Origin of the sequence: Acidovorax sp. NO-1, from assembly GCF_000238595.1 — a bacterium.
Classification (GTDB): domain Bacteria; phylum Pseudomonadota; class Gammaproteobacteria; order Burkholderiales; family Burkholderiaceae_C; genus Acidovorax.
Window position 1 is genome coordinate 13,214 of record NZ_AGTS01000160.1, and the last position, 20,803, is coordinate 34,016.

The 20,803-nt window shown below is 65.4% G+C and carries 12 protein-coding genes; 9 read left to right on the forward strand and 3 right to left on the reverse strand.

Annotated features, from left to right (window positions below; translation table 11 throughout):
• Positions 1-167 precede the first annotated feature (167 nt).
• The gene (uvrA, locus tag KYG_RS22960) at positions 168-6,110 is read right to left on the reverse strand and encodes an excinuclease ABC subunit UvrA (RefSeq protein ID WP_008907333.1); all 5,943 of its coding nucleotides are present in this window, start codon (positions 6,108-6,110) and stop codon (positions 168-170) included.
• Positions 6,111-6,370: 260 nt separating this feature from the next.
• Between uvrA and KYG_RS22965 the strand changes: the two genes are divergently transcribed.
• Together KYG_RS22965 and KYG_RS22970 are read left to right on the forward strand one after the other, a co-directional pair.
• Positions 6,371-7,429, forward strand: a complete 1,059-nt coding sequence (locus KYG_RS22965; protein ID WP_237707318.1) for an ABC transporter substrate-binding protein — start codon at positions 6,371-6,373, stop codon at positions 7,427-7,429.
• Positions 7,430-7,574: 145 nt separating this feature from the next.
• Complete coding sequence (locus KYG_RS22970) at positions 7,575-8,693, forward strand: ABC transporter substrate-binding protein (protein ID WP_008907335.1); 1,119 nt, start codon at positions 7,575-7,577, stop codon at positions 8,691-8,693.
• 34 nt (positions 8,694-8,727) lie between these two features.
• On the opposite strand, the gene KYG_RS22975 is transcribed toward KYG_RS22970, so the two are convergent.
• Positions 8,728-9,261 (reverse strand): hypothetical protein, encoded by a 534-nt coding sequence (locus tag KYG_RS22975; protein ID WP_008907336.1) that lies wholly within the window; start codon positions 9,259-9,261, stop codon positions 8,728-8,730.
• A 425-nt stretch (positions 9,262-9,686) separates the two neighbouring features.
• On the opposite strand from KYG_RS22975, the gene KYG_RS22980 reads away from it, so the two are divergent.
• From KYG_RS22980 to KYG_RS23005, 7 genes are all read left to right on the forward strand, one after another.
• Complete coding sequence (locus tag KYG_RS22980; protein WP_008907337.1) at positions 9,687-9,947, forward strand: DUF4212 domain-containing protein; 261 nt, start codon at positions 9,687-9,689, stop codon at positions 9,945-9,947.
• An 11-nt stretch (positions 9,948-9,958) separates the two neighbouring features.
• Positions 9,959-11,764, forward strand: coding sequence for a sodium:solute symporter family protein (locus tag KYG_RS22985; protein WP_008907338.1), 1,806 nt, complete (start codon positions 9,959-9,961; stop codon positions 11,762-11,764).
• Between the two features lie 164 nt (positions 11,765-11,928).
• Positions 11,929-12,294: a hypothetical protein gene (locus tag KYG_RS22990; protein WP_008907339.1), complete on the forward strand. Its 366-nt coding sequence runs from the start codon at positions 11,929-11,931 to the stop codon at positions 12,292-12,294.
• An 89-nt stretch (positions 12,295-12,383) separates the two neighbouring features.
• Entirely contained in the window at positions 12,384-12,743 is a 360-nt protein-coding gene (locus KYG_RS25320; RefSeq protein WP_237707317.1) for a hypothetical protein, read from the forward strand.
• On the forward strand, positions 12,695-15,454 hold the full coding sequence (locus tag KYG_RS22995) for a sensor histidine kinase (RefSeq protein WP_008907341.1): 2,760 nt from the start codon (positions 12,695-12,697) through the stop codon (positions 15,452-15,454). Before KYG_RS25320 ends, KYG_RS22995 begins: the two co-directional genes overlap by 49 nt.
• Positions 15,451-15,837 carry a response regulator transcription factor gene (locus KYG_RS23000; RefSeq protein WP_008907342.1) on the forward strand — a complete coding sequence of 129 codons (387 nt, stop codon included), beginning with the start codon at positions 15,451-15,453 and terminating at the stop codon, positions 15,835-15,837. Before KYG_RS22995 ends, KYG_RS23000 begins: the two co-directional genes overlap by 4 nt.
• Positions 15,834-18,035, forward strand: a complete 2,202-nt coding sequence (locus KYG_RS23005; protein WP_008907343.1) for an exonuclease domain-containing protein — start codon at positions 15,834-15,836, stop codon at positions 18,033-18,035. Before KYG_RS23000 ends, KYG_RS23005 begins: the two co-directional genes overlap by 4 nt.
• A gap of 873 nt (positions 18,036-18,908) precedes the next feature.
• Here KYG_RS23005 and KYG_RS23010 read toward each other — a convergent pair.
• Entirely contained in the window at positions 18,909-20,774 is a 1,866-nt protein-coding gene (locus KYG_RS23010) for a putative nucleotidyltransferase substrate binding domain-containing protein (RefSeq protein WP_008907344.1), read from the reverse strand.
• Positions 20,775-20,803: the final 29 nt, after the last annotated feature.

Here is a 20,803-nt window from a genome sequence, read left to right on the forward strand (position 1 = left end):
CCTGAAGGGTTTGGGTAGGGTGTAAAGGCGGGGAAGGTCATCCCCTGCAAACCCATCGTAGGAAACCCTGACGGCGCCACACGTGCTCCAATTTCCGCGCCGCGCGTAGGACAGCGCCCGGCGCACTCACGCGCGTGGCGCGCCAATACGCCCGCCCCCGATCCAACTCAGCGCGCCAGCACCGGCGCCAGCGCCTTGCCCGTGTGCGTACCTGCCGCCACCACGTCCTCGGGCGTCGCGGCCGCCACGATACGCCCGCCTGCGTTGCCACCTTCCGGGCCCAAGTCCAGGATCCAGTCAGCCTCAGCGATCACGTCGAGGTCATGCTCGATCACGATCACGCTGTGGCCGCCATCGACCAGGCGGTGCAGCACGCGGATGAGCTTGTCCACATCGGCCATGTGCAGGCCCACGGTGGGCTCGTCCAGCACATACAGTGTGTGCGGCGCCTTCTGCCCTCGGCGGCCCACCTCGTCGCGCACCTTGGTGAGTTCGGTGACGAGCTTGATGCGCTGCGCCTCGCCACCGCTCAAGGTCGGCGACGGTTGGCCCAGCGTGAGGTAGCCCAGGCCCACGTCCTGCAAGAGCTGCAGCGGGTGCGCAATGCTGGGCATGGTGGCGAAGAAGCCCACGGCCTCATCCACCTCCATCTGCAGTACGTCGCCAATGCTCTTGCCGCGCCAGGTCACGGCCAGGGTTTCGGGGTTGAAGCGCGCGCCGTGGCAGGTTTCGCAGGGCACCTTCACATCCGGCAGAAAGCTCATCTCGATGGTGCGCACGCCCGCGCCTTCGCAGCCGGGGCAGCGGCCCTCGCCGGTGTTGAAGGAAAAGCGCCCGGCGGCATAGCCGCGTGCCTTGGCCTCCAGCGTCTCGGCAAACAGCTTGCGGATGGTGTCCCAGAAACCGATGTAGGTGGCAGGGCAGGAACGCGGCGTTTTACCAATCGGCGTCTGGTCCACTTCGAGCACGCGGTCAATGCTCTCGAAGCCCGACAGGCCCGTGCAACCGACCAGTGGCGGCGCCTTGCCAGCGTCCATGGCATCGCGCCCGGCCTTGGTACTGCGCTGTTGCACCCAGGCCTGCACGTTAGCCAGCAGCACATCGCGCGCCAAGGTGGACTTGCCCGAGCCGCTCACGCCCGTCACGGCCACCAGGCGGTGCAGTGGCACGGTGGCCGTCACGTTCTGCAAGTTGTGCAACTGCGCGCCATGCACCGTAAGCCAGCGCATGGCGGCACGTTCCTTGGCCTCGGTCAGCGCGTCTGCGGCCAGCGATGCAGCCTGGGCTGCGCGCTTCTTGACGGCAGCGCTTTGCCGGCCGGTGGGCGCTGCGGCTTCGGCCCGGGCAAAGGCGGCCGTGGCCTCGGCACTGACTTCGCTGGCCGACATGCTGCGGCGCAGTTGCAGCGGGTGCTTCATGGCGTGCAGCAGGTAGCGGCCGGTTTGCGAATCTGCCGCGCCCGTGATGTCGGACACGCTGCCCTGCGCCACCAGGCGCCCGCCGCGTTTGCCCGCGCTGGGGCCAATGTCGATGATGTGGTCGGCGCGGCGGATGGTGTCTTCGTCGTGCTCCACCACCACCAGCGTGTTGCCCTTGTCGCCCAGCTTGTGCAGGGCGTTGAGCAGGATCTGGTTGTCGCGCGCATGCAGGCCGATGGTGGGCTCATCGAGCACATAGCACACACCCTGCAGGTTGCTGCCCAGCTGCGCGGCCAGGCGAATGCGCTGCGCCTCGCCACCGCTGAGCGTGGGCGCGCCCCGGTCGAGCGTGAGGTAGCCCAGGCCCACTTCTTCGAGGAATTCGAGGCGGCTCTGGATCTCGGGCACCAAGTCGCGGGCGATGTCGCCTTCGCGCTGGGTCATGCCGCCCTCAATGCGCAGGGTCTCGATCCAGCGGCGTACATCCGTCACCGACAGCGCGGCGATTTCGGTGATGCCCACGCCAGCAAACTTCACAGCGCGGGCCGTGGCGTTCAGACGCGTGCCGTGGCATGTGGGGCAAGCGGTGTCCTGCAAATCTTCCACCTCGGGCTCGGCAAAGGTCTGCTCGCGGCCTTTTTCCTTGTCGTCCTGCACCGAGTCGTCAAACACCTTGCGCTGGTCCTTGGTGAGCTTGACGCCCGTGCCCACGCAGTCGGGGCACCAGCCGTGTTTGCTGTTGTATGAAAAGAGGCGCGGGTCCAGCTCGGCATAGCTGGTGGCGCACACCGGGCAGGCGCGCTTGGTCGAAAAGGCTTGCAGATGGCCAATACCGGCCGTGGGCAAGCCGCCCTCCATGGCCGCAGCCAGCGTGTCGATGCTGCTCAGCACATGCACCACGCCCTTGCCGTGCGTGAGCGCGTCGGCCAGCGCCTTGCGGAGCTGGGCTTCGTTCTCGGGCGACACATCCAGGCTGGCAACAGGCAGCTCAATGGTGTGCTCCTTGAAGCGGTCGATGCGCGGGAAGTTGGTAGTGGGCAGGAAGTTGCCATCCACGCGCAGATGCGTAAAGCCGCGCGGGCGCGCCCAGTCGGCCAGCTCGGTGTACACGCCCTTGCGGTTCATCACCAGGGGCGCCAGCAGGCCGATGTGCTGGCCACGGAACTGCGTGAGCAGCTGCGCGGCGATGCTCTCGGGCGTCTGCGGCTGCACGGCGGCACCGTCCTTCACGCAGTGCTGCGTGCCCAGCTTGACGTACAGCAGACGCAAAAAGTGCCACACCTCGGTGGTGGTGCCCACGGTGGACTTGCGCCCGCCGCGCGACAGGCGCTGCTCGATGGCCACGGTGGGCGGAATGCCGTACACCGCATCCACCTCGGGCCGACCAGCGGGCTGCACGATGGACCGCGCGTAGGCATTGAGCGATTCGAGATAGCGGCGCTGGCCTTCGTTGAACAGGATGTCGAACGCCAGCGTGGACTTGCCCGAGCCGCTGACGCCAGTGACCACATTGAACTTGCCACGCGGAATGTCCACGCTCAGGTTCTTGAGATTGTGCTCTTTGGCGTTGACGATTTGTATGGCGTTTTTGGCCTCTAGCGCTTTACCATCAAGCGCAACAAGCTCACTTTTTCGTAGCACCGCAGCTTTTTCATGCACCGAGTGGCCGCCCACGCCCAGGGCCAGTTCGTAGTCGCGCAGCGCCTGCCCGGTGTGCGAGGTGGCGTGCTGGCGCACGTCCTCGGGCGTGCCCTCCGCCACGATGAGGCCGCCCGCGTAGCCGCCTTCAGGGCCCAGGTCGATGAGCCAGTCGCTGGCGCGGATCACGTCCAGGTTGTGCTCGATGACGATGAGCGAGTGCCCTGCGTCGATGAGCTTGCGCAGCGCGCGCATCAACTTGGCAATGTCGTCAAAGTGCAGGCCGGTGGTGGGCTCGTCGAACAGGAAGAGCGTGCCCTTGCGGGCGACGGACTGGCGCGATTTGGATGCGCTGCGCGCGGCCTCGGCCAGAAAGCCTGCAAGCTTGAGGCGCTGCGCCTCACCGCCTGACAAGGTCGGCACGGGCTGGCCCAACGCCACATATTCGAGCCCCACATCCACGATGGGCTGCAGCGCGCGGATCACATCACGGTCATTGGCAAACAGGTCGGCCGCCTCGGCCACCGTGAGAGCCAGCACATCGGCCACATTCATCGTGCGCCCCCCGCGCTCGATGGTGATCTCTAGGATCTCGGGCCGGTAGCGCTTGCCGTCGCAATCGGGGCAGCGCAAGTACACGTCTGACAGGAACTGCATCTCCACATGCTCAAAGCCCGAGCCGCCACAGGTCGGGCAGCGCCCATCGCCGCTGTTGAAGCTGAACTTGCTGGCCGTGTAGCTGCGCTGCTTCGACAGCGGCGCCACGGCAAACAGTTCGCGGATGCTGTCCCACGCGCCCACGTAGCTCACGGGGTTGGATCGGGCGGTTTTTCCGATGGGGGATTGATCGACAAACACAACATCCGACAGATGGTCGGCGCCCAGCATGCGGTCGTGCGCGCCCGGCGTGTCGGTGGCCTTGCCAAAGTGGCGCAGCAGTGCGGGGGCCAGTACGTCCTGGATCAGGCTCGACTTGCCCGAGCCACTGACACCGGTCACGGTGACCAGGCGCTGCAGCGGGAACTCCACCGACACGTTCTGCAGGTTGTGCTCGCGTGCGCCCTCCAGAATGAGGCGAGGCGTCGATTCCGTCACCATGCGCTTGAACCCAAAACCCACGTGCTTGCGCCCACCCAGGTAGGCGCCGGTCAGCGTGTCGGCGTTGCGCAAATCGGCCGTGGTGCCGTCAAACACGATCTGCCCGCCCAGGCGGCCGGGGCCGGGGCCCATGTCGATCATGCGGTCAGCCGCCAGCATCACGGCCGGGTCGTGCTCCACCACCACCAGCGTGTTGCCCGCGTCGCGCAGGCGCAGCATGGCCTCGGTGATGCGGTGCATGTCGCGTGGGTGCAGGCCGATGCTGGGCTCGTCGAGCACGAACAGCGTGTTGACCAGGCTGGTGCCCAGCGCGGTGGTGAGGTTGATGCGCTGCACCTCGCCACCGCTGAGCGTACGGCTTTGCCGGTCTAGGGTGAGGTAGCCGATGCCCACGTCGCACAGGTAGCGAAGGCGCGTGGTGATTTCTTCGTGCAGCAGCTTGAGCGCTTGCGCATCGCCGCCCTTGGCGTCGTCGCCCACCGGTAGCTGCATGCGGTCAAAGAACTGGCGCAGTCGGTCAATGGGCAGCAGCATCAGATCGTGCAGGCACAGGCCGGGCAGCGCCTCCAGCTGCTCGCGCGACCATTGCACAGCCTCGGGCATGAAGCGTTTGCCGGGCTCCAGCACCGCGTCAGCATCCTCCTTGCGGCCAATGCGCCAGAGCAGGCTTTCGGTCTTAAGCCGCGCACCCGCGCAGGTGGGGCATGGCGTGTAGCTGCGGTACTTGGACAAGAGCACGCGGATGTGCATCTTGTAGGCCTTGCTTTCGAGGTACTCAAAAAAGCGCTTGATGCCGTACCACTGCTTGCTCCATTGCCCGTCCTTGTAGCCGGGGGCGCCGCCGATCACCCATTTCTTCTGATCGTCCGTGAGCTTGTTCCAGGGCGTGTCGCGCGGGATGCCTGCCGCCTCTGCGTGGCGCATGAGGTCGTCCTGCGCTTCCTTCCATGCAGGCGTCTGGATGGTCTTGATGGCACCGGCGCGCAGGGTGAGCTTGTCGTTGGGGATGACCAGGCCGTAGTCCACGCCGATCACGCGGCCAAAGCCCCGGCAGCTGTCGCATGCGCCCACGGCGGAGTTGAACGAGAAGGCCGAGGGGATGGGGTCGCTGTAGCGCAGGTCGCTATCGGGGCAGTGCAGGCCGGTGGAGAAGCGCCAGAGTTCTGGCGCTACCGTGACTGACTCCGTTCGCGTTGAGCCTGTCGAAACGCTTTCCCGGCCTTCGACAGGCTCAGGCTGAACGGGCTGGGGGATGACATAGACGTTCAAACGACCCGTGCCACGTTTCAGCGCCACTTCAATCGCCTCAATGACCCGCGCTTTTTCGGCATTGCCCAGGCGGAAGCGGTCTGCCACTACATCCAGCACCTTGCGCGGGCCGGTGGGCGTGGCCACCTCGCGCTCGGCCTGCACTTTGGTGAAGCCACTGGCGGACAGCCATTGCTCGACCTGCTCGGCCGATGTATTGGCGGGGAGTTCGACCGGGAAGGTCAGCACGATGCGTGGATCACTCGCGGCAGCGCAACGCGCGGCCAGCTCGGCGTAGATGGTTTCCGGCGAGTCATGGCGCACCGACTGCGCCGTCTGCTTGTCAAACAACTGGCCCGCGCGGGCGAACAGCAGCTTCAGGTGGTCGTTCAGCTCCGTCATCGTGCCCACGGTGGAGCGGCTGGAGCGGACGGGATTGGTCTGGTCGATGGCAATGGCGGGCGGCACGCCCTCGACCTTGTCCACGGCGGGCTTGTCCATGCGGTCGAGGAACTGGCGCGCATAGGCGCTAAAGGTCTCCACATAGCGGCGCTGGCCCTCGGCATAGAGCGTGTCAAACACCAGGCTGGACTTGCCCGAGCCGCTGGGCCCCGTGACCACCGTGAGTTCGCCGGTGCGGATGTCCAGATCCAGGTTCTTGAGGTTGTGCTGGCGTGCGCCGCGGATACGGATCAGTCCCTGGGTCATGAAGGCGGTCTTTCAGGTGTGAGGCCGAATATTCTAGGGATGCAGGGGTCGGTCTGCGCCGCGTCGGGCCATTACCCCTCCCGGTTGCGCTGAGGCGCAGCCAGATGCTGCAGACGCGGGCCTGCGTCCACCCCGGGGCAGAGGTTACACATGCTTACAGCGCATGGTTTTAGACTGCATTTTCTACAAGAGAGGAGACGGCCGTGAAGCAGTGGCAAAAAGCAGGGGTAGGCATCGCACTCTGGATCTCGGCGCTTTCAATGGCGCAGGCGCAGATTCTGGTCGGCCAGACAGCCGGGTTTTCCGGGCAGGTGGCTGCGGGCGTGAAGGAGACTACCGACGGCGCGCTGCTGTACATCGACGCCGTCAACGCCAAGGGCGGCGTGAATGGCCAGAAGATCGAACTGACGTCGCTGGACGACAAGTTCGACCCCAAACTCGCTGCCGAGAACGCGCGCCAGCTGATCGAGGAGCAGAACGTTGCCGCCATGTTCCTCACGCGCGGCACCCCCCACACCGAGGCCATCATTCCGCTGCTTGAAAAGCACGGCGTGGCACTGGTAGGGCCGTCCACGGGGGCCATGGTGCTCCACCAGCCGGTGCGCAAATACATCTTCAACGTGCGCGCCACTTACCAGCGCGAAGCCGAAAAGGCCATGACCCACCTGGCATCGATGGGCATCACCCGCATCGCGCTGATGTATGCGGATGACAGCTTTGGCGCCGACGGCGTGGCGGGCGCGCAAAAGGGGCTGGCAGCAGCCAAGCTCACTCCCGTCGTGCTGGAGAAGTTTGACCGGGCCAAGCCCGATTTCGCCCCCATCGTCGCCAAGATCGCCAAGGCGGATGCCCAGGCCGTGCTGATGGTGGCCTCCGGATCGGCGGTGGTGGACGCGGGGGCGGCCCTGCGTGCAGCGGGGTCTGGGGCACAGATCGTGACGCTGTCCAACAATGCGTCGGGCGGGTTCATCAAGAGCCTGGGGCCCAACGCGCGCGGCGTGATCGTGACCCAGGTGTATCCCAACGAGCGCGCGGTGACCTATGCCATGGTGAAAGAGGCGCAGGAGCTGGCGAAAGCCAAGGGCCTTTCCGAAATCACCCCCGCCATGCTCGAAGGTTTCGCCGCAGCAAAGGTGCTGGTCGAGGGGCTCAAGCGCGCAGGCCCCAAGCCCAGCCGCGACAAAATCCATGCCGCACTGGAAAGCATCCGCAAGTTCGACCTCGGTGGACTGGAGGTGTCCTACGCCGCTGACGACCACACCGGCCTGGACTTCGCCGACCTGTCCATCATTGGCACCGACGGCAAGTTCCGCCGCTAAGCCCCGCACCACCCCGGGCGGGGTTGCTCGCCCTTCCACCAAATTCGTAGACCCGGCTTAGCCGGGTCTACGCGTTTTTACGGATTCCCCGTCACATATCTTCACTATATTTGCGCCTCCACACTTCTAGCATCAAGGCACACGCATGAGATTCACACCCTGGCTCCGACGAGCCGCAGCCCTGGCAGCCTTCAGTACCCTCAGCTGGGCGCATGCGCAAATCCTCATCGGCCAGACAGTGGGCATCACGGGCTCGGCAGCAGCCACCGTGGCCGAATCCATGAAGGGCGCTGCGCTCTACATCGATCACATCAACGCACGCGGAGGGGTGGGCGGCCAGAAGGTGGAAATTGTGTCCCTCGACGACAAGTTCGACCCCAAACTCACCCTCGACAACACCCGCATCCTGATCGAGGAAAAAGGGGTCGTCGGCCTCTTCATGACGCGCGGCACCCCGCACACCCAGGGCATCATGCCGCTGCTGGACCAGCATGGCGTGCCCCTCGTAGGCCCTTCCACCGGCGCCATTGCACTGCACAAGCCGGTGCACAAATACATCTTCAACGTGCGTGCGCCGTACCAGCGCGAGGTGGAGAAAGCCATCACGCACCTCAACACCCTGGGCGTCAAACGCATTGGCGTCGTGCATGTGGACGACACCTTTGGCGCCGACGGCCTGGCGGGCGCACAGCTGGGCTTCAAGGCGAACAGCCTGGAGGCGCTGTTTGTCGAAAAGTTTGACCGGGCCAAACCCGACTTCAGCGCCATCGCTCCGCGGGTGGCCACCAAGGAACCGCAGGCCGTCATCTTCATCGGCACCGGCGCCGCGGTGGTGGACGGCATCAAGGCGCTGCGCGGCGCCGGTGTCACCGGGCAGATCGTCACGCTGTCCAACAACGCCTCGGGCGGGTTCGTGAAGGCACTGGGCGATCAGGCCCGTGGGGTGGTGGTGACACAGGTTTTCCCGTCAGAGAGATCGCTGAACCACGCCGTCATCAAAGAGGCCATGGATCTGGCTCGCGCCCGGAATGCGGGTGAACTCACACCTGCCATGGTGGAAGGCTTCGTGAGCGCCAAGGTGTTGGTCGAAGGCCTCAGACGCGCGGGCGCCAAGCCCGATCGGGCCAAGCTGCATGCCGGGCTGGAAAGCATCAAGAACTGGGATCTGGGCGGGATGGAGCTGAACTACAGCGCCACGGACCACAGTGGCCTCACGTTCTCCGACCTTGCCATCATTGGCCCGGACGGCCGGTTCCGGCGATAACCGCGCAGCGGGGTACGGCCCCCGACTTCAGCAACTACAGCACGGCGAACAGCTTTTCGCGCAGCTCGGGAAGCCGCTTCTTGCCTGCGGCGTTGCCTTCCATGGCCTGCGCCCACGATACATACACACGGCGCAGATCTTCGCTGGTCTGGCAGGCGTGGATCGCCTCGATCAGCGAAATGCGGTTGTGGTGCCCGAAGATGGTGTTGACCGTGTTGGTCATGAAGTTGCGGGCCATCTCCACATCCTTGGCGGACCTGGTTTGCGCCGGCGGCAGGTCGGCCAGCTCCGCGTTGGCCACAGCGGGTTGTGCGGGTGCGGCCGCAGGCGGGGCTGCAGCGGCAGACACCGGGGCAATGCATTCACGGGAGAGCAATTCCTCCAGCAGGTTCAGGATGTCGCTCCCCGCGACAAAGGCCCCGAGGTCTTTGCCTGTCCTGTGGCCATCCACCAGAATCAGCACGCGCCGGGCCAACACGCTCAAGCCCAGCGACCGGGTTTGAACCTCCAGCATTCCCTGCGGGGTCTTGGCGAATGGTGTGAGCAGGTAGGTCAATTCGTCGGCCATGGTGTGATGAGGATCGAGGTGGTGATGTGTGTGAGACAACGCATCAGAAAACTGAACTGCAATGCTGCATCAGGTGATGGCACGGAGCGATGGGTTTGATCGACCAGGGGCTTGGTGTTTTCCCTGAAGCCAGCCGACCCCAGCGTGTCTGTAACGCCATGTGACTGCTGGAGTTTTGATGGGCAACGGCCGCGTGCCAATGGTGTTTTCACCAACACCCCGAGATGACAACGGCACGACACAACGCATCCCCTCAGTGTTTTCCCTTGAGTCGTAAAACTCGCGTCAGCTTCGTCAATTTCATCAGTTCGCTGTAAGGAAGCGTCGCCACAGTCACCCTCGCAATCCCGTGGCCTGCCCGCGGAATGTGCAGGGGCAGCGGGGATTCTTCGCTGCGTTTCTGTTCTCAAACATGAGGGGACTTCATGAAGCAAGACACCAGCAGTCATGCCTACTGGAAAGCCACGCTCGCGCTACTCACCAAGATTCTGATCATCTGGTTTTTAGTGTCGTTCGGCGCGGGGATCCTGTTCGTTGACTTGTTCAACAAGATCAGTCTCGGCGGTTATCCGCTCGGGTTCTGGTTCGCCCAGCAGGGCTCCATCTACATCTTCATTGCGCTGATTTTTTATTACGCCAAGAAGATGGGCGACATCGACCGTCAGTTCGACGTGCATGAAGACTGAGGGCTGACATCATGGATCTTCAAACCACCATCTACGTCTTTGTCGGTCTGAGCTTTGCGCTCTACATCGGCATTGCTGTGTGGGCCCGCGCGGGTTCCACCAGCGAGTTCTACGCGGCGGGCGGCAGCGTCCACCCCATTACCAACGGCATGGCCACCGCGGCCGACTGGATGAGCGCTGCCTCGTTCATCTCCATGGCCGGCCTGATCTCCACCATGGGCTACGGCGGTGCGCTGTTCCTCATGGGCTGGACAGGCGGGTATGTGCTGCTGGCCATGCTGCTGGCACCCTACCTGCGCAAGTTCGGCAAGTTCACGGTGCCCCAGTTCATTGGTGACCGCTTCTACTCCAAGAGCGCAAGCACCATCGCCGTGATCTGCCTGCTGGTCGCATCGATCACCTACATCATTGGTCAGATGACCGGTGTGGGCATTGCGTTCTCGCGCTTCCTCGGTGTGTCCAGTGACACGGGCATCTATGTGGGCATGGCCATCGTGTTTGCCTACGCCGTGTTTGGCGGCATGAAGGGCATCACCTACACCCAGGTGGCGCAGTACATCGTGCTGATCCTGGCTTACACCGTGCCTGCCGTGTTCATCTCGCTGCAGCTCACGGGCAACCCGCTACCTCAACTGGGCCTGGGTGGTACCTACGTGGGCACCGACATGTCCCTGCTCGCCAAGCTGGACCAGGTGATCACCGAGCTGGGCTTTGGCAAGTACACCACGCAACTGCCGGGCAGCACGCTGAACATGTTCATGTACACGCTGTCGCTGATGATCGGTACCGCCGGTCTGCCCCACGTCATCATGCGATTCTTTACCGTGCCCTCGGTGAAGGATGCCCGCAGCTCGGCGGGCTGGGCACTGGTGTTCATCGCCATCCTGTACACCACGGCACCTGCCGTGGCGGCCATGGCCAAGCTGAACCTGCACTCCACGGTGAATTCCGCGGTCAAGACGGGTGGCGATCTGTATGCGCCTGAAGCCAGCCTGGTGAACGAACAGCGTCCCGACTGGATGAAGCGCTGGGAAAAGACGGGCCTGCTGAAGTGGACCGACAAGAACGGCGACGGCCGCATCCAGTACTACAACGACAAGACCACCAATGCCGACGCCAAGGCCAAGGCAGAGGCTGCCGGCTGGAAGGGTAGCGAACTGGACGTGAACGTGGACATCATCGTGATGGCCAATCCCGAAATCGCGCTGCTGCCCAACTGGGTGATCGCGCTGGTGGCGGCGGGAGGTCTGGCTGCGGCGCTGTCCACAGCGGCCGGTCTGCTGATGGCCATTTCGTCGGCTGTGTCGCATGACCTGGTCAAGGGCGTGTTCAACCCCAACATCAGCGAGAAGAACGAGCTGCTGGCGGGCAAGGTGTCCATGGCCGTGGCGATCGTGGTGGCGGGCTATCTGGGGCTGAACCCGCCGGGCTTCGCGGCCGGTACGGTGGCGCTGGCCTTCGGTATTGCCGCCAGCTCGCTGTTCCCCGCCATCATGATGGGTATTTTCAGCAAGAAGATGAACAAGGAAGGCGCCATGGCCGGCATGCTGGCAGGCCTGTTCTTCACGCTGTTCTATGTGTTCGCACACAAGGGCATCTTCTTCATCAAGGGCACGGAATACCTGGGCCTGATCGGCGGCGCCAACAGCTTCTTCGGTATCACGCCAGAAGCCATCGGTGCAGTCGGTGCCATGGTGAACTTCCTGGTTGCCTTCCTGGTGGACAAGGTCACCAAGGAGCCGCCAGCGCACATCCAGGCCATGGTGGAAGCAGTGCGTGTTCCACGCGGCTCCAAGCTGGTGGATGGTGCACACTGATGAGTAAGGTGCCAGGTACAAGCCCTGTCACCGTATAAACCCACTGTTCGCTGCAACGCAGCACGGTGACAATGGAGGCCCTGCCGGCTGCGCTGGCAGGGCCTTTTTACTGAATGATGGGGTCGGTGCTGCGCCACGCGCACCGCCCACGAGGGGAGCCTTGCATGGTTTTCGATGTCAGCGTCGCTTTGACGTGGATTCTGTATCTGGCGCTGTTCCCGATGGCGTTTTTCTGGTTCCGCCGCGCCTGGCGCATTGTGGTCAAGCGCGATTTTTCCGAGGTGGCCTTGAAGCGCGGCCTGCCGCCGCCGAACCCCGAAAAGTTTGCGCCGTTCGAAATGATCATCAACCTGATCGCAGGCACTGTGGCCACGGTGGTCATCGTCAGCGTGGCGCTGGGCCAGCTCGACTACAACACCTGGACAGCCATCGCAGGCAGCACCATCTGGTGCAAGTTCTTCCTCAGCTTTGCACTGTCTCGCCAGGCCCATGCCAGCGTGCCCCGGGCCAAGCCCGAACCCAAAGCCTGACTGCGCCAGTCAATAAGTAAGACCGAGGTAAGTGCCAAGCGCACAATGCAGGGCAGAGAGGCGTGGAGACCTCTCGCCAGGAGACCGCTGTGCACAAAGGACTCGGCTCCCAACGCCTGGTTGCGCTGTTTGCCGGCGGCTGGGTGTTGTTCAATTTCCCCCTGCTGGGGCTGTGGGACCGTGATGCCACGGTATGGGGCGTACCCGCGTTCCCCGCCGCGCTGTTTCTGCTGTGGCTGGCGCTGATTGTTGCGCTGGCCTGGCTGGTAGACCGGCCCTCGGTACGGGATGACGATGTCACGCCCTCCAGCGCGCCTGCGGCGTCTTCGGTGCCCGCTCAGACGCCCCCCGCCACTGCGCAGCCCCCTGGGGGCCCTTGCCCCCACAGGCCTGACCCACCATGCTGTCGCCTGCACTGGTCATCTCGGCCTCCCTGGGTTACCTGCTGATCCTGTTCGCCGTGGCCTACTGGGCCGACTGGCGCGGCCGGCAGGGCCGCTCGGTGATTGCCAACCCCTGGGTCTATGCACTGTCGCTGGCGGTGTACTGCACGGCCTGGACCTACTTTGGCAGCGTGGGGCGTGCCGCAACCGGCGGGGTGTGGTTTCTGCCCATCTACCTGGGGCCCACGCTGGCCATGGTGCTGGGCTGGCTGGTGGTGCGCAAGATGATCCGCATCGCCAAGGCCTACCGCATCACCTCGATTGCCGACTTCATTGCCAGCCGCTATGGCAAAAGCCCGCTGCTGGCGGGGCTGGTGACGCTGATTGCGGTGGTGGGCATCGTTCCGTACATCGCGCTGCAACTCAAGGCCGTATCGGCAGGCTATGCACTGCTGACCGCACAGGCCGGAGATGTGGCGCACGCGCCCGTGCACTGGAGCCAGGACAGCGCGTTCTACGTGGCGCTGGTGCTGGCCGGATTCACCATGGTGTTTGGCGCCCGGCACCTCGATACCACCGAGCGGCACGAGGGCATGGTGGCTGCCATTGCGTTCGAGTCGGTGGTCAAGCTGGTGGCGTTCCTGTCGGTGGGCCTGTTTGTGGTCTACAGCCTGTTCGACGGCCTGCCGGACCTGTTTGCCAGGGCGCAGGCCGTGCCCGCACTGCAGCAGTTGCTGCGGCTGGAACAGGGGGGGCAATTTGCCTGGGCACAGTGGTTTGCACTCACGCTGCTGTCGATGCTTTCGGTGGTTTTTCTGCCCCGGCAGTTCCAGGTGATGGTGGTGGAGAACGTGCGCGAGTCGCACCTGCGCCGCGCGGTGTGGGTGTTTCCGCTGTACCTGCTGCTCATCAACCTGCTGGTGCTGCCCATTGCGCTGGGGGGGCTGCTGTACTTTGGCGGTGGCGCGGCCATGAACGCCGAGAACTTTGTGTTGTCGCTGCCCCTGGCAGCAGGCCAGAATGCGCTGGCGCTGTTTGTGTTCATTGGCGGGCTGTCGGCCGCCACGGGCATGGTGATTGTGGAGACCATTGCGGTGTCCACCATGGTGAGCAACGAACTGGTGCTTCCCCTGCTGCTGCGCTGGCGGCATCTGCGCAGCGGTGCGGGGCAGGATCTGTCGCGCCTGCTGCTGGGCATTCGCCGCGCCGCCATTCTGGGCGTGCTGGTGCTGGGCTATGTGTACTTTCACCTTGCGGGGGAAGCGTATGCCCTGGTCAGCATCGGGCTCATCAGCTTTGCCGCAGTGGCCCAGTTTGCCCCGGTGATGCTGGGCGGCATGTACTGGAAGGGCGGCACCCGGCGCGGCGCGCTGGCGGGCCTGTTGCTCGGCTTTGCCATGTGGGCCTACACGCTCATGCTGCCCTCCATTGCCAAGTCGGGCTGGCTCGATGCGGGCTTTCTGGCCCACGGGCCCTGGGGCATCGGCTGGCTGCGGCCCGAGCAGTTGCTGGGGCTCAGCGGTTTTGATGGGCTGACCCATTCGCTGTTCTGGAGCCTGTTGGCCAACATCGTTGCCTACGTGGGGGTCTCGCTGTGGCGCGCGCCGTCGGGCCGCGAAGCCAGCCAGGCGCTGCTGTTTGTGGATGTTTTCGAGCGCACGGCGATCTCCAGCCCGGTGTTCTGGCGCGGGCGGGCCCGCACGGCCGACCTGCTGCAGCTGTGCGAACGCTTTCTGGGCGCGGCCAAGGCAGAGGCGCTGTTTGCCCAGTACGCCCGGCAAATGGGGTTGCGGCAGGCCGACGCCATCCGGCCCGACGCACGATTTGTTCAGTTTGTGGAAACGCAGCTGGCCGGGGCCGTGGGCAGTGCATCGGCCCGGGTGCTGGTGGCGTCGGTGGCCGACGAAGAAACCCTCAGCCCCGACGATGTGCTGCGCATCCTCGATGAAACCTCGCAGATACGCGCGTATTCGCGGGCGCTGGAAGACAAGTCGCGGTCACTGGAGCAGGCCACCGCCGAACTGCGCGAGGCCAACAACCAGCTGCAAAGCCTGGACCGCCTGAAGGACGACTTCATGTCGTCGGTCACGCACGAGCTGCGCACACCCCTTACCTCCATCCGCGCGCTGGCCGAGCTGATGCGGGACAACGCGGACATGCCTGCAGCCCAGCGCCAGCAGTTCATCGGCATCATCGTGGCCGAGACCGAGCGCCTGACGCGCCTTGTGAACCAGGTGCTGGACATGGCCAAGATCGAAGCCGGCCATGCCGACTGGCACGTGGCGGCTGTCGACCTGCGCGCACTGGTCGAACAGGCCGTGGCGACCACCGCCGAGGTGTTCCGCGAACGCGCAGCCAAGGTGTCTGTGCGCATGCCCGCCAGCCTGCCCGTGCTGCAGGCCGACCCCGACCGGCTGATGCAGGTGCTGCTCAACCTGCTGTCCAACGCCGCCAAGTTCGTGCCGCAGACCGGCGGCCAGGTGGTGGTGGACGTACAGTCTGACAACGACGGCATCACCGTCTCGGTGCAGGACAACGGGCCGGGCGTGGACCCGGCCCAGGCGCAGCTGGTGTTCGACCGCTTTCACCAGGCCAGCGACGCCGGGCAACGCCCCCAGGGCACAGGCCTGGGCCTGCCCATCAGCCGCCACATCGTTGAACATTTCGGCGGGCGCCTGTGGCTGGAGCCACCGCCGCCGCCCCCTGCAACCGGCGCATGCTTTCGCTTCTGGCTGCCGCTGCGCCCCCACTCTGACAACACCCCTGCACTGCCATGACCGCCAAGATCCTGATCGCCGACGACGAGCCCAACATCGTGATCTCGCTCGAATACCTGCTGCAGCGCGAAGGCTACGCTGTAGTGATTGCCCGTGACGGCAATGAGGCCCTGGAGAGCATTGCCCGTGAACGCCCCGACCTGGTGCTGCTGGACGTGATGATGCCGCACAAGACGGGCTTCGAGGTGTGCCAGGCGGTGCGCGCCGACACCGCACTGCAGGCGACCAAGATCCTCATGCTCACCGCCAAAGGCCGGGAAACGGATGTCGCCAAGGGCCTGGCGCTGGGCGCCAATGCCTACATGACCAAACCCTTCTCCACCCGCGAGCTGGTGCAAAAAGTGGCCGACCTGCTGGGGCGCCCCTCCGAAGGCGCGGCATGAAAAAGGTCGACCCGCGCCTGCTGCTGGCGGTGGCCCTTGCCGGGCTGGTCATGGCAGCCTGGCTGTTGCTGATGGGCATTGTGGTGTGGTCCACCCTGGAGCCCGGCGAACGCGACGCGGTGGGCGATGTACTGGCCCCGCGCATGGCCCTGGTGGCGCTGGGATGGCTGGCAGGCCTGGCCGTGGTGGGCGGTGCGCTGCACATGCTGTACCGGCGTTACGTGGGCGCACCCGCCCGGTTGCTGGAAGAGACACGGGTCGTGCTGACGGCCGCCACACCGCAGCGGCTCAAGCCCCGCGGCACCACAGAAATGCAGAACCTCGCCGCTGCCGTGAACGAACTGGCCGCGCAGCGCGACGGCCTGCGCGCGGACATGGACGCGCAGGTGGCCCGTGCCAGCCACAACGTGCAGCAGGAGAAAAACCGCCTGGCCGCGCTGATGGCCGAGCTGAACCAGAGCGTGGTGGTGTGCAACCGCGACGGCCGCATCCTGCTGTACAACCAGCGCGCGCGCCAGCTGTTTCGCGCGCTCACCCAGGGGCACAGCGGCCCCGCAGCCGCAGGGGCCGAGCTGATCGGCATCGGGCGCTCGGTGTATGCCGTGTTCGACCGGCAGGTGTTTGCCCATGCGCTGGAACGCATCCACCAGGCCATGGCCCGCGGGGCGGCCAGCCCGTCGGCCCAGTTTGTGACCACGGCGCAAGGCGGGCAGCTGCTGCGCGTGCAGGTGGCGCCTGTGCGCATGGCCCAGGACGCTGCGGACGCCCCCGGGGCTGACGCTGCGGCAGGGGTGCAAATCAGCGGCTTTGTGCTGATGCTTGAAAACGTCACCCAGAGCGTGGAGGAAGAGTCCGAGCGGGACCAGCTGCTGCATGGACTGACCGAAGGCAGCCGCGCATCGCTGGCCAACATCCAGGCGGCCGTGGACATGCTGGGCTACGCCGACCTGGAACCCGCCATGCGCGAAAAATTCCTCGCCGTGGTGCGCGACGAGGTGGGTGCCATGGGGCGGCGCGTCAACGACCTGGCGCAGCGTGCCACCCAGCGGCTCAAAACCCGCTGGCCGCTCGAAAACATGCTGGGCGCAGATCTGGCCAACGCTGCGCAGAGGCAGATCACGTCCGTGTGCGAGCGCCCCGTCACCCTGGACGAGGTGGACGCCACGCTGTGGCTCAAGGTGGACAGCTACACCCTGCTGCAGGCGCTGAGCTATCTGGCCCACCGGCTGGTGGACGAATTCGAGGTGCGCTTCCTGCAACTGCGCCTGCAGCCCGTGGGCGCCCATGCCCAGCTCGACCTGGTCTGGGCCGGCCAGGCCATGAGCAACGAAACCGTGATGAGCTGGGAAATGGATGGCATGCGCTTCGGGGCCGAGCGCACGCCCCTTTCGGTGCGCGATGTGGTCGAACGCCACGGCGGCGAGATGTGGTTTGAACGCGATCGCGTGCGCCACCAGGCGTTCTTCCGCTTTTTGCTGCCACTGGCCAGCGTGCAGGGCCCGGTGGAGATCGCCGTGGGCGACAGCAGCGGCTACAGCCGCCCCGAGTACTACGACTTTGACCTGTTCCAGATGGACGAGCAGGGCAGCGCGCTCGACGACCGGCCGCTGGCCGAACTGGCCTACACCGTGTTCGACACGGAGACCACGGGGCTGAACCCCGCCGGAGGCGACGCCATCATCCAGCTGGGGGCTGCCCGCATCGTCAACGGCAAGCTGCTGCGCCAGGAAACCTTCGAACAGCTGGTGGACCCTGGCCGGCCCATCCCGCAGGCATCGATCCCGATCCACGGCATTTCGCAGGACATGGTGGCGGGCAAACCCCGCATTGCCGACGTGCTGCCCGTGTTCCATGCCTACGCGCAGGACACGGTGCTGGTGGCGCACAACGCGGCGTTCGACATGCGCTTCCTGCAGCTGCAGGAAGCGGCCACGGGCATCGCCTTCCATCAGCCGGTACTGGACACCTTGCTGCTGTCGGCGGTGGTGCACCCGCACCAGGAGTCACACCGGCTCGAAGCCATTGCCGAGCGCTTCAACATCACCGTGCTTGGCCGGCACACCGCACTGGGCGATGCGCTGGTGACGGCCGAGATCTGGCTGCGGCTGATTCCGCTGTTGCAGGAGCAGGGCATCCACACCCTGCGCCAGGCGCGCGAGGCGGCGCAGAAAACGTATTACGCGCGGTTGAAATATTGAGTGCTTTTTGGGTTTTTTCGCTTATGGGGTGAGCGCTGGTAGCTATTATTTCGATAGTTATTTTTGTGCTTTTGCGGAGGGCGGGAGCCGGGGTGTGCGCCCGGCGGCGCAGTAACTTTCTTTTGCTTCGCCAAAAGAAAGTCACCAAAGAAAAGGCGACCCTACTGTCTGCGTCCCTGCGCTGCGCTCCGGGCAACCTGGAGTGCTCGGATGCGGGGTGCGCCGCGTAACTCACTGCGCTGCTACGCAGCTCCGTTCGGACAAACGCGGCAAGTCAGTTGACGAAGCGCGGTTGTGTCCTGCGGTACACCCGCGCCACCCCGCCTCCTGCGCGCCCCAGGCGCATACAGAAGGGGTGGGGAGCCCAGCAGCCCAACAGCCCCACGGGCCATCGCTGCGCTCGGCCTGGCGTGCGCGGCGCAAAGCGCCTGCGCCCATGGGGGCCGAGCGCAGCGATGGCCCGTGTTGGACTTCAACCCCCTTGCTGGCTGCGCCTGCGGCGGGGCGGTTGCGGGGTGTGCATGCGCGTCGGAGCGCGCATGCCTCGTAATCTGACTCGCCGTGGTTGTCCGAGCGGCGCGCGCAGCGCAAAGCGAGTTCCACGGCGCACCCCGCCACCACCCCGACGCAGGTTTGCCCCTTCGCACAGCGAAGGGGTCGCAGACTGGGGGTCGCCTTTCTTTTGGGTACTTTTCTTTGGCGAAGCAAAGAAAAGTACCTCGCCCGCCGGGGCGAATCCCGGCCCCCGCCCTCAGCACCAGCACGCCTTTCAAGCCAGCCAGCCCAGGCTTCGACAAGCTCAACCCGAACGTTCAAGGTGCATGTGCCTCGGGTCCAACCCAAGCAGCAGCAACGGGCCACACGGCGAAGTGCTCAATACCGCCCCGTCTGATACCGCTGCCCCAGCACCCCCTGCAACGTCTGCACCACCGAAAACGCCTCCTTCAGGTGGCTGCGCTCGAAGTTGGACAGCTCTTCGAGCGCCAAGAAGTTGTCCGGCGCCTCCCCCTGCCCCATCTGCCGCGCCTGGTGCGCGATGCGCAGCTTGGAGAGGAATTCCAGCGCATCACGCAGGTCGCGTGCGCTTTGGGCGCTCACCTCGCCCGCCGCCGATGCCACCTCCAGCCGGTCGTGTGTGTTGACCGCAGCAATGCCACCGGCCAGCGCGTACACCCGCGCCAGATCGACGATGGGCACGATACCGCTGTGCTTGAGGTCGATGGTGCCCGCATTCTCGCCGCTGCGGATGCGCGAGATGGTGCCAAACAGCCCGAGCGGAGGCCGGTGCTTGAGCGCATTGCCCACCATGTGCGCCAGAAACAGGCTGTTGCCGCGCGTGCGCTGCAGCACCTGGGTGCGCAGGGATTCGAGCAGCTCGGCCTTGCCATGGATGGCACGCAGATCGAAAAACACGCAGGTCAGCATCAGCGCCATGGGCTCGGGCTTGTCCACCCACTGACGGAAGTACGCGGCCCAGCGGCTGTGGGGCTGGCGCCACTTGTCGGTCATGGCCATGATGCCGCCAGGGCAGTGGATGTAGCCGCAGGCGGCGAGCCCGTCGCACACCAGGCGTGACAGGGCGCCAAAGTACTCGCCGTGCAGCGCCTCGTCATAGCGGTCGTCCAGCACCAGGCAGTTGTCCTGGTCGGACTTGGCAGTCTGCTCGCTGCGCGCCTGCGAACCGGCGGCCACCCACACGTAGTCCACCGGGGGCGGGCCCAGCTGCGCCTCGGCCAGCTGGATGAGCCGCACGGTGAGCGCGTCCGTGATGGTGGTGACGATGTGCCCGGTGCTGTAGGCGCTGGCGTCGGCCGCCGCCAGGTGCTGCTGCAAGAGCTTGACCTTGGCGCTGGCGCGCACCAGCCCGTCCAGCGCCGTCTGCTTGTACACATCGCCGGCCAGGTAGACGGCCGAGGAGCTGTGCTGCTCGGTCAGATCGGTGGCGGTGATCATGCCGATGACCCTGTCGCCGTCCATCACCGGCACATGGTGCACGTTGTGGCGGGCCATCAGCAGCAGGGCGTCAAACGCCGGGCTCTGCGCCTGCAGCGTCATGGGGGCCAGCGTGGCAATGTCGGACATCGGGCGGTCGATGTCGAGGCCCTGGGCCACCACGCGGTTGCGCAGATCCCGGTCGGTCACCAGCCCGAACAGATGGCCCTGCTCTACCAGCAGCACCGACGACACCCGCAGCTCACGCATCTGCTGCGCCCCCGCGCGGATGCTGGTGTGCGGCGGCAACGCGATGGGGTCGCGCTTGATCAGCGTGCGCACGGGAGAGTTCAGCAGCGTCAGCACGCCCTGGGAATCGCGTTCGGTCGTGACGAGCGATGCCGGGGCGGGCAGCGACGGAAAGTGGTACGTCAGCGCGGCGTGGTCGCGGCACACCGCCACCACGGCCGCCGTGTCCAGCCAGGCCACGACGCCATCGGCCGCCACGGTGGCCTGCAGGGTGTTCAGGTGCTGCGAGGGTGTGGCCCCAAAGCCGAACATGTCGGACGGGTGCAGGTGCACGAGGATGTCCAGGTCGGGGTCGGACAAATCCACCCCGCCCTCCACCACCAGGCCCAGCCGGCTGTGCAGGCGCCCCTGGGACAGCAGGCGCTCGCCCTGCCGCATGGGCTCGACGCGCCACTGCGCCGCCAGGGACTGCAGCGCGCCCGTGTCCAGCTGGCCCCAGATGCGATGGCCGGCCAGCAGGGTCTGCAGGCGGGGGCGGAGGTCAGGGGACGGTGTCATGGCAAGGGTCCGTGCAAGCTTTGGCAGCG